Here is an 11840-nt window from a genome sequence, read left to right as displayed (position 1 = left end):
AGTTCTTTAAGATCTGCTCTAAACCTAAGAACTTTAATACGCCCTCATTTACAGTTGGGTGTAAACGGATACCACCCTTGTAAGGACCGATTGCAGAGTTGAACTGTACACGGTAACCCTTGTTAACCTGAACTTCACCCTTGTCATCAACCCACTCAACGCGGAAAGAGATAGTTCTCTCAGGCTCAACCATACGCTCTAAGATCTTGTACTTCTCGTACTTAGGCTCTTTAGCAACTACTGGCTCTAAAGTTGTTAGGATTTCTTCTGCAGCCTGTAGGAATTCTGGCTGGAATGGATATTTAGCCTTTAAAGAAGCTAAAACTCTCTGAGTATATGACATTTCTGTCTCCTTGATTACCTGTTAGTAAAATTATTATGTAAAGAAAATTTTTTATAAATTTACATTTCTTATCAAAACCATGCAACCATAAATGGAAAACTCACTAATTTTGTGCAAAACTGCACAAAAAATGAGCGTAATTTTGGTGCAAGCTCTGAACAAAGGCTGATTTTATCTTTCAAAAAGGAAAAAAGGATATAAAAAAAGCCTTCTGTAAGAGACTTACAGAAGGCAACTACCAACAGGCAAATTTTTAGCGATTCAGATAGTTATTTACAGCATCAGCACATGCACGGCCTTCAGCAATAGCGTATACAACTAGTGACTGACCTTTTCTACCGTCGCCGGCTGCAAATACCTTCTCATTTGATGTTCTGTATGCATCAGGACCTTCAACGGAGGCCTTGATGTTTCCACGCTTATCAGTTTCAAGATTGAATTCTCTGATAAGAGCAGATGATGGATGTGAATAACCCATAGCAATCAGAACAACATCTGCGTCAATACTGCTTTGTGTTCCCTCAATTCCACTAAACTGTCTGCCAACACCCCACTTAACTTTCTGAGTCTGTACAGCCTCAAGCTTGTCTTTGCCGGTGAATGCAGTAGTGTTTGTTGAGAACATTCTTGTACAACCTTCTTCATGAGAGGTAGATGTTCTCTTGATCTTTCTCCAATCAGGCCATGCAACAGCAGGATCAACACTCTCTGGAAGCTCATCATGGTAATCAAGCTGAGTTACAGACTTAGCGCCTTTTCTTACTGATACACCAATGCAGTCTGATGCAGTTTCACCACCGCCGATAACAACAACGTTCTTACCCTTTACATCAATTGGGTTAGGGCAGTCACCGTTGTTTTCTCGGTTCTGGGCAATCAGAAAATCAAGAGCAAAGTAAATTCCCTTTAACTCTCTACCAGGTAACTTAAGATCGCGAGGTGTCTCTGAACCTGGAGCTAAAACAACAGCATCAAAGCTATCTAAAAGCTCCTGAGCTCTTACTTCTGTTAAAGAATCATTGTGAACACCATTTTCAAGATCTTTTCTTGCACCAACTATTGTTGAAGTCTTGAAGGTAATACCTTCTTGCTGCAAGATTGCAATACGTCTGTCTAAGATTTCCTTTGGAAGTTTGAAATCAGGAATACCATAACGTAACAGACCACCAATCTTGTTCATCTTTTCAAAGACAGTTACATCGTGGCCAAAACGGTTTAACTGAGCTGCAGCTGCAAGGGCAGCAGGGCCTGAGCCCACAACTGCAACCTTTTTACCTGTACGCTTTGTTAAAACTGGCTTTACAAGACCGTTTTCAAAAGCATATTCAGCAATTTTTCTCTCAACAGACTTGATGCCAACACTCTGTCTGTGAATACCAAGTGTACAGCCTTCCTCACAAAGAGCAGGGCAGATACGACCTGTAATCTCCGGGAAATTATTTGTAGCACTAAGTACGTTGTAGGCCTTTGACATCTGACCTTGAGATACAAATTCGTTAAAGTCAGGTGAATCATTGTGCAGAGGACACTGATGCATACAGAATGGGATGCCGCAGTCCATGCAGCGTCCAGCCTGAATCTTTGCCTCTTCATCACTTAAAGTGCCGTAAATTTCACAGAAGCTCTTAACACGCTCTTCAACAGGTACATGGCTCTGCTCGATTCTTTCAAATTCAATAAAACCTCTTAAAAAGCCCATTATTGTGCCTCCTTCATAGCCTTTAGAGCGTTGAAATATTCAACAGGGAATACCTTAACGAACTTACCAAGTTCAACATCGAAGTTCTCTAAGATCTTCTTTGCCTGGTTACTTCCTGTATAGCTCAGATGTTTAGTTAACAGATCTTTTAGAACCTGCTCATCTGACATATTCTTGTGTAGAGGTACAGATAAATCTGCTTTTGAAGCTTTAACAACGTTTGAAACGTAGAACTCACCCTTTGCAAGCTTTGATCTGAATGTATTGTCAGGGTCATAGATATATGCCATACCACCTGACATACCTGCAGCAAAGTTTCTGCCGGTTCTGCCAAGAATTACAACGGTACCACCTGTCATATATTCACAGCCATGGTCGCCACAGCCTTCAGCAACAGCATCGGCACCTGAGTTTCTTACAGAGAAACGCTCGCCGGTCACACCACTGAAATATGCCTGACCTGATGTTGCACCGTAAAGACATGTATTACCACCAATGATGTTCTCAAGAGGATCACCATCAAATGATGGGTTCTTTGAAACACTGATAATACCGCCTGACATACCCTTACCTACATAGTCATTTGCAAGACCTGAAAGTTTCAAGGTAACACCCTTTTCTAGGAAAGCACCGAATGACTGACCTGCAGTACCTGTTAGATTGAAGGTAATGAAGTTATCATCAAGTTTCTTCTCAGTCTTTGCAATAACGCCTGATGTGTATGTACCTACAGAGCGGTTTACATTGACAACAGTTGTTGAAATTGTAAGTGGCTTACCTGATTGAACTGCATCAAGAACCTGCTTTTCGTACTGCTTATCAAGAGCCTTATCGATATCGTGAACCTGAACGATTTCATGGCGTGTAGGCTCTTCTTTTAGAGCTGGATCTTTAAAGAAGATCTTTTCAAAGCTTAAGTTTCTTGCCTTAACGAAGTTTTCCTCGTCAATCTTCTCAAGAAGTTCAGCATGACCAATCATGTCTTCAAACTTCTTGAAGCCAAGCTGTGCCATAAGCTCTCTTACTTCACGTGCAACATAGTGGAAGTAGTTCTCTAACTGCTCAGGTGTACCCATGAACTGCTTTCTAAGTTCTGGATCCTGTGTTGCAATACCGGTAGGACAGGTATTCTTCTGGCACTTACGCATGATGGTACAACCCATACATACTAGTGGAGCAGTACCGAAACCGAATTCATCAGCACCAAGTAATGCACCGATTACAACGTCACGACCAGTCTTAATCTGACCGTCAACCTGCAGAGTAACACGTGAACGAAGCTTGTTCATAACCAGAGTCTGCTGAACATCAGCAAGACCGATTTCCCAAGCTGAACCTGCATGCTTTACTGATGAAGCTGGAGCTGCACCGGTACCACCGTCGTGACCTGAAATTACAATGTGGTCTGCCTTACACTTAGCTACACCTGCTGCAACTGTACCGATACCAACCTCAGATACTAATTTTACTGAGATATCAGCCTTGGTATTTGCAAGCTTCAGATCAAAGATCAGCTGAGCTAAATCCTCAATTGAGTAGATATCGTGATGTGGTGGAGGTGAAATCAGACCGATACCTGGCAGTGAATGTCTTAACTTACCGATATACTTTGAAACCTTGTGGCCTGGAAGCTGACCACCCTCACCTGGCTTTGCACCCTGAGCTAGCTTAATCTGAATTAAATCAGCTGATGATAGATAATCAGTTGTTACACCGAATCTACCTGATGCAACCTGCTTGGTTCTTGAACGTAATGAATCGCCCTTGTGAAGAGGAATATCAACTACAACGTCGTCACCAAGAATTTCCTTTGTTGAGGTTTCCTTAGTGATAATTGCATTACGTCTTGGATCTTCACCGCCTTCACCGCAGTTTGACATAGCACCCATACGGTTCATTGCAATAGCCATAGTGGTATGTGCTTCAGTTGAAATAGCACCCATAGACATTGCAGAACATGCAAAACGGTGGATAATGCTTTCCTCGCTTTCAACTTCACTGATATCTACAGGAGTAGTATCCTTGAACTTGAAAAGACCTCTGATTGTCATCAGTCTCTTTGACTGATCGTTAATGATGTTTGCATACTGTTTATATTCATCATAAGAGCCAGTACGAACAGAACGCTGAAGATGTACTACAGCATCAGGAGTCCACATATGCTGCTCACCGTCTGCTCTCCAGTTGAGATCGCCACCTTGAGCTAATGTTACATCCTCAATATCAAGCTTCTTGAAAGCATTGATATGTGTATCAACAGCTTCTTGAGCAACATCAAACAGGTTAACACCTTCAATAGGGCTTGGAGTGTTGGTGAAGTATTTTTCAACAAACTCTGAAGAAAGACCTACAGCCTCGAAGATCTGAGCACCGATATATGACATATAGGTACAGATACCCATCTTAGCCATAGTCTTGTATAGACCCTTATCGATAGCGTGGATGTAGTTTTCTCTGTATACCTTTGCAGTCTTCTCATCTGGTGCAAGCTCTGATACTACCTTTAGAGCAACATATGGATGAATTGCTTCAGCACCGTAGCCACCAAGAAGAGCAAACTGATGAACAGTTCTTGCAGAACCAGTTTCAACTACAAGACCAGTGCTTGTTCTAAGACCGTGTTCAACTAAGCATAGATGAACTGCAGAAGTAGCTAATAGAGCAGGAATTGCAAGTCTGTCTCTTGATACCTTTCTATCTGACAGAATAATGATATTGTTACCTGTCTTTACTGCATCAACAGCAGCTGCTCTGATTGAAGCTAAACGAGCTTCAATACCGTTCTTACCCCATGAAATTGGGTAGGTGATATCAAGTACCTTAGATCTGAACTTGTTACCAGTAAACTTGCTGATGTTTCTGATCTTTTCCATCTGTACAGAATCAAGAATAGGCTGCTGAACCTCTAATCTTACAGGTGGATTGTTATCCATGATATTTAATAGGTCAGGTCTTGGACCAATGAATGATACAAGTGATGTAACCATCTCTTCACGGATAGGATCGATAGCTGGGTTTGTAACCTGAGCAAACAGCTGTCTGAAATAATCGTAAAGGCTCTTTGAGTTGTTTGAAAGAACAGCTAATGGAGCATCGTTACCCATTGACAGTACTGGCTCCTGACCTGAAATAGCCTTTGGCTTTATCAGTCTTTCAACATCTTCTCTTGTATAGCCGAATACACCCATTAAAGCCTTAGTTGTCAGATTCAGCTCTGGAGCTGAAGGCTCCTCGTTGATATCTGTTAACTTGATCCTTACCTTGTCAGTCCACTCCTGATATGGTTTTGCTGTAGCAAGAGAATTCTTGATTTCCTGATCATCAATGATTCTTCCCTGCTCAGTATCGATTAAGAGCATGCGACCTGGCTCAAGTCTCCAGTGTCTTGCAACGCGGCTCTCATCAATCTTTAATGTACCTTCTTCAGATGCAAGAATTACAAGATCATCCTTTGTAATGATATATCTTGCAGGACGAAGTCCGTTTCTATCAAGGGTAGCACCAACCTGACGACCGTCAGTAAATGCAACAGCAGCAGGACCGTCCCATGGCTCCATCATTGCAGCATAGTATTCATAGAATGCTTTTAGCTTTGGAGACATTAAGGTATCTTTTTCCCATGCAGATGGAATCATCATCATTGCAGCCTGTGCAAGAGAGTAACCTGACATGGTCAGAAGCTCAAATACGTTGTCAAATGATGCAGAATCAGACTGACCCTGGAAAATTAAAGGCCATAGCTTTTCTAAATCCTGACCGAATACAGGGGATGAAATATTCTTTTCACGAGCCTTAATCCAGTTGAAGTTACCTCTTAATGTGTTGATTTCACCATTGTGGGCAATCATTCTGAATGGATGAGCAAGTGACCACTGAGGGAATGTATTTGTTGAGAATCTCTGGTGGATTAAAGCAATAGCTGATGTACAGCGACTGTCTGTCAGATCCTTGTAGTATTCGCCAACCTGATCTGCTAAAAGCTGACCCTTATATACGATGGTTCTTGCAGAGAATGATGGAATATAGAATTCCTTGCAGTGCTTTAATTTTAGATTTGAGATAGCAATAGAGCTGGTCTTTCTGATAATGTAAAGCTTTCTTTCTAAAGCATCTGTAACTAGAACATCTGGTGAATGGCCAACAAAAACCTGCTTGATTACAGGCTCTTTCTCTCTGACTACAGGGCTCATTGGAATATCCTCATTTAGAGGAACATCTCTCCAGCCTAGTAGGATCTGACCTTCAGCAAGAATTGCTCTTTCGATTTCTTCCTGACAAGCATGGCGTGATGCTTCTTCACGAGGAAGGAAAACCATACCAACGCCGTATTCTCCTGGAGATGGTAGTTTGATGCCTTTTGTCATCATGTCATCGCGGAAAACCTGATCAGGGATCTGAATCAGAATACCAGCGCCATCACCTTGAAGAGGATCAGCACCTACTGCGCCACGGTGTGTAAGGTTCTTTAAAACCTCAAGACCTTGACTCACGATGCTATGGCTCTTTTGTCCTTTAATATGTGCAATAAGACCAACGCCACATGCGTCATGCTCATTTTCACTTCTGTATAAGCCAGAGTTAGCCATTATAATTACCTTTTTTGCGTGTTGTATAGATACAAAAAGGGCCCTATACAGGGCCCTTTTCGCGATTTTCCCCATTTTTATGGGGATTATTTAACCCTATAAATTATTGTTTTTATAGTGAGTAGTAAAGTTCAAACTCAGCTGGATGTGGGGTTGAACGAACTCTTGTGTCTTCAGCAGCCTTTAACTCGATGTATGCTTCGATCATATCATCTGAGAATACGCCGCCCTGCTTTAAGAACTCGTTGTCAGCCTTAAGAGCCTTTAGAGCTTCATCTAATGAACCACAAACTTGAGGAATGTTTGCTGCCTCCTCTGGAGGTAGGTCATATAGGTTCTTATCCATTGCCTCACCTGGTTCAATCTTGTTTAAGATACCGTCAAGACCAGCCATTAACATAGCAGCGAATGCTAAGTATGGGTTTGCTGTACAATCAGGGAAACGAACCTCGATGTGAGCAGTCTTAGGATTGATTGCATATGGAATACGGATTGAAGCTGAACGGTTAGCAGCAGAGTAAGCTAACATTAAAGGAGCCTCGAAACCAGGAACTAAACGCTTGTATGAGTTAGTTGATGGGTTTGTGAAAGCATTTAATGCCTTAGCATGTTTGATGATACCACCGATGTACCATAAAGCTTCCTGTGATAAGCCGCCGTATAAGTTGCCAGCGAAGATGTTCTTGCCATCCTTACCGATTGACTGGTGGCAGTGCATACCTGAACCGTTGTCACCAAAAATTGGCTTTGGCATGAAGGTAGCGGTCTTGCCGTACTGGTTTGCAACATTCTGAACTACATACTTGTAAATCTGTACTTCGTCAGCTTTCTTGGTTAATGAGTTAAACTCGGTTGCAATCTCGTTCTGACCTGCAGTAGCAACTTCGTGGTGGTGAGCTTCAATCTTTAAGCCCATCTGAGCCATTACCTTACACATTGCAGAACGGATGTCCTGTGATGAATCTACTGGAGGAACTGGGAAGTAACCACCCTTAACTGATGGACGGTAGCCCTTGTTACCACCTTCGTATTCAGTAGAAGAGTTCCAAGCGGCTTCGATATCATCGATAGCAACCATTGAACCTGAAATATCTGACTTGAAACGAACGTCATCGAATAAGAAGAACTCTGGCTCTGGACCAAAGAATGCTACGTCACCGATACCGGTTGACTTTAAGTACTCTTCAGCACGCTTTGCAACAGAACGTGGGTCACGGTCGTAACCTGTTAATGTCTGAGGCTCTAAGATATCGCAGCGAACGATGATAGTTGGATCAGCATAGAATGGGTCTAACTGAACTGTTTCGATATCAGGCATTAAGATCATGTCTGACTTATCAATACCACGCCAGCCAGCGATTGATGAACCGTCGAACATTTTGCCCTGATCGAAGAATTTTTCATCGATGCACTCGATTGGTAAAGTAATGTGCTGTTCTTTACCCTTAGTATCTGTAAATCTTAAATCAGCAAAAACTACACCGTTCTTATTGATGAGATCGCTTACTGCATTAAAATCCATTTAGATGCTCCTAATTTATCTAATGAATGAGTACTTAGTACCCGTGATTAACTTTTGATTAGATTTTCGTGGTATTAGTGAATTCTGTCAAAGTATATTTGCTTTAGCACTAAAACAACCCATTATATTTTACTATATGTTGTAAAATGGTGCGAATATTATTAATCCTTTATAAATCAAATAGATAAAAAACTAAAAAGAAGAGAGTGTATATTTCTGGTATGAAAAATAAAAAATATCAATTACCTAAATATGACATAAGTAATTGATATTTAAGAAGAAAGTTAAAATCAAAACAATTTGCTCAAATTATATGCATGCACCAAAAATGATCTTAAATTTTTCACAAATTTTGCTCATTTTTTCTATTTTTTTACTAATAGCGAATAGATTTCCTCGTTTATGTAGAACTCCTCCATATCAAGTCCCTGATCTCTTACTTTTATAAAACCTCTGTTTTTGTAAAAGGATAGCCCCGGATTATGACGGTTGATAATTAGTTCAAGAGTAAAATCACTATTATCTTTCTTAAGGATATGATCTTTTACTTTTTCAAGTAGAGCAGAGCCTATTCCTTTATTCTGATTCTTTATCTCTACATAAATCTTCTGCATTAAATACAGATTTGGTCCCTGTTCAATGAAAGAGATAAGTCCAGTATCCTCACCATCATAGTTTGCAATAAAGTAGATTTGTCCTTTATCAAAAGCATCAGTTAGTGCTTTTTGCGAATAGAACTTGTCTAGCATGTAATCTATCTGTGATGTATTAAGAGTACTTTTAAATGCATCTGGAACAATCTTTTTGGCCAATTCTCTGAGGACTAGAATATCTTCACCGGTAGCCTTTCTAATTTCAATCATAACAGCCTCCTTGTTCTGATATTTTCAGTATAGAAAGAATTGGTTAATTTTCCTTATTTTTTGAAAAGATAGTTGAAGATCAATGCTTGTGATCAAAATTTTTGGGGCAAAAAAAGCCCTGCATCAAAGCAGGGCATAAGGTGATATATGAATACAAATTATTTTGAATATTTGTCGTTTACTAACTTATGCAGTTCCTGTAATGAGTGTACAGATGCATATTCGTCAGCAGCAACAGCTTCAATGCTTGCAAATGCAGCATTAAGAGTTGTGGTATAGGTGATACCATATCTTAAGCAGCTACGACGTAATGATCTTGAATCCTCAACAGACTGACGACCTTCAGTTGTGTTAATGATCCAGTCATAACGGCCTGACTTAATGAAATCAAGAAGATTTGGTCTGCCTTCGTATACCTTGTTAACTCTTGTGCACTCAAGACCAGCAGCGTTTAATACCTCACAGCTACCCTTGGTTGCTTCTAACTTGAATCCTGCTGCAACAAGAAGCTTACCTAACTGAGCAAGTCTATCCTGATCTGACTTCTTGATTGAAAGAAGGATAGTTCCCTTTCTCTGAATAGGTGACTTAGCTGCTAACTGAGCCTTTGCATAAGCCTCAGGGAAGGTCATGGCAGTACCCATGGTCTCACCTGTTGATCTCATTTCTGGTCCTAATAAAGGATCAGAGCCTGGGAATTTAGCAAATGGCAATACTACTTCCTTAACAGAGAAGTATGGAGGAATTACCTCATGAGTGATTCCCTGCTCAGCTAAAGTCATACCAGTCATAACTCTTGCCGCAATCTTAGCTAAAGGTAAACCAGTAGCCTTTGAAACGAAAGGAACTGTTCTAGCTGCACGAGGGTTTACCTCGATTAAGTAGATGTTATCCTCACGGATAGCAAGCTGAACGTTCATTAAGCCCTTAACGTTAAGTGCAAGAGCAAGCTCTTTTGAAATCTTTGTGATTCTCTCAATCATCTGCTCTGAGAGGTGATATGGAGGAAGAACACATGATGCATCACCTGAGTGAACACCACATTCCTCAACGTGCTCCATGATACCACCGATAACAACATCCTTACCGTCAGCTACAGCATCAACGTCGATTTCTGTTGCATGATCAAGGAACTTATCTAACAGAACAGGTGATTTGTTTGAAACCTTAACAGCTTCAGCAAAATAATGACGAAGATCTTCTTCACCATATACAACTTCCATTGCACGGCCACCTAATACGTATGATGGACGAACAACTAATGGATAACCGATGTCATTTGCAACTTCAACAGCCTGAGCTAAAGATGTAGCAGTACCGTTACGAGGCTGTAACAGATTGAGCTTGTTAACAACTTCCTGGAACAGCTTTCTGTCTTCTGCACGATCAATATCATCAGGTGAAGTACCAATGATAGGTACACCTTCTTGCTCTAATTTCTTAGCAAGCTTTAATGGGGTCTGACCACCGAACTGAACGATAACGCCAACAGGCTTCTCGATTCTTGCAATTTCAAGAACATCTTCAAGTGTTACAGGCTCAAAGTATAGTCTGTCTGAGATGTCATAGTCAGTTGAAACTGTTTCTGGGTTGCAGTTAACCATGATTGATTCATAGCCGTCTTCGCGAAGAGCCATTGAAGCATGAACACAGCAGTAATCAAATTCGATACCCTGACCAATACGGTTAGGACCACCACCAAGAACGATAACCTTCTTCTTATCTGTTGGACGAGCCTCACACTCCTGCTCATATGTTGAGTACATATATGCAGTAGATGTTGCAAATTCAGCAGCACAGGTATCAACTCTCTTGTAAGTTGGGAATACCTCAAATAACCAACGACGCTGACGAACCTGATCTTCTGTTGTCTTTAACAGTGTTGCAAGACGAGCATCAGAGAAGCCTCTTGATTTGAGATCCTTCATCTGTTCTGCATCGATTGACTTTAATGTCTTATCCTGTAAAGACTGTTCGATATCGATGATCTCCTTGATCTGAACTAAGAACCAAGGATCAATCTTTGTATAGTCGAACACCTCTTCAACAGTCATACCTAAGCGGAATGCATCACCAAGGTACCAGATTCTGTGAGCGCCAGCATTCTCAAGCTCATGTAAAAGCTTCTGTCTTGCATCAGGCTTGCTCATATCAAGTCTTGGATCGAAACCTAACTTGCCGGTTTCAAGACCGCGAAGAGCTTTCTGTAATGATTCCTCGAAGGTACGGCCAATAGCCATAACCTCACCTACAGACTTCATCTGAGTTGTTAGACGATCATCTGAATTTGGGAATTTCTCAAAGTTGAAACGAGGGATCTTGGTTACAACATAGTCAAGGCTAGGCTCGAATGATGCAGGTGTCTTGTCACCTGTAATATCATTGCCTAACTCATCAAGTGTATAGCCAACAGCAAGTTTAGCAGCAATCTTAGCAATAGGGAAACCAGTCGCCTTAGAAGCTAAAGCTGATGAACGTGATACACGAGGGTTCATCTCAATAATAACCATACGGCCATTATTTGGATTGATACCGAACTGAACGTTAGAACCACCGGTCTCAACACCGATTTCACGTAAAACAGCCATAGCTGCATCACGCATAATCTGATATTCTTTGTCGGTTAGAGTCTGTGCTGGAGCAACAGTGATTGAGTCACCAGTATGAATACCCATTGGGTCAAGGTTCTCAATAGAGCAAACGATAATGCAGTTGTCCTTGCGATCACGAACAACCTCCATCTCGTACTCTTTCCAGCCGATTAATGACTCGTCAATTAATAATTCGTGGGTTGGTGATAGCTCTAAACCTTTGTTACAGATTTCAT

6 protein-coding genes are annotated in these 11840 nt (G+C 41.1%); all 6 read right to left on the bottom strand.

The genetic code is table 11. The annotated features are described in order from the left end of the window. Positions 1 to 343, bottom strand: a 343-nt coding sequence (locus ACJML3_RS04940) for a Glu/Leu/Phe/Val dehydrogenase dimerization domain-containing protein (protein ID WP_406021130.1), incomplete at its 3' end; no start/stop codon positions are given. Positions 344 to 596: 253 nt separating this feature from the next. Beyond that, positions 597 to 2042 carry a glutamate synthase subunit beta gene (locus ACJML3_RS04935; RefSeq protein ID WP_406021128.1) on the bottom strand — a complete coding sequence of 482 codons (1446 nt, stop codon included), beginning with the start codon at positions 2040 to 2042 and terminating at the stop codon, positions 597 to 599. Next, entirely contained in the window at positions 2042 to 6628 is a 4587-nt protein-coding gene (gltB, locus tag ACJML3_RS04930; protein WP_406021126.1) for a glutamate synthase large subunit, read from the bottom strand. The genes ACJML3_RS04935 and gltB overlap by 1 nt, the downstream gene beginning before the upstream one ends. 112 nt (positions 6629 to 6740) lie before the next feature. Beyond that, positions 6741 to 8150 carry a glutamate--ammonia ligase gene (gene glnA, locus ACJML3_RS04925; protein ID WP_406021124.1) on the bottom strand — a complete coding sequence of 470 codons (1410 nt, stop codon included), beginning with the start codon at positions 8148 to 8150 and terminating at the stop codon, positions 6741 to 6743. A 365-nt stretch (positions 8151 to 8515) separates the two neighbouring features. Then, positions 8516 to 9013 (bottom strand): GNAT family N-acetyltransferase, encoded by a 498-nt coding sequence (locus ACJML3_RS04920; protein WP_406021122.1) that lies wholly within the window; start codon positions 9011 to 9013, stop codon positions 8516 to 8518. Between the two features lie 158 nt (positions 9014 to 9171). Further along, positions 9172 to 11840: carbamoyl-phosphate synthase large subunit (gene carB / locus ACJML3_RS04915; RefSeq protein WP_406021120.1), on the bottom strand; the 2669-nt coding region annotated here is incomplete at its 5' end.

The sequence above is a fragment of the Succinivibrio sp. genome, from assembly GCF_045124615.1.
In the GTDB taxonomy this organism is placed as follows: Bacteria; Pseudomonadota; Gammaproteobacteria; order Enterobacterales; family Succinivibrionaceae; genus Succinivibrio; species Succinivibrio faecicola.
Note: the sequence above shows the minus strand (reverse complement) of the source record. Positions and strands in the feature narration are given on the sequence as shown.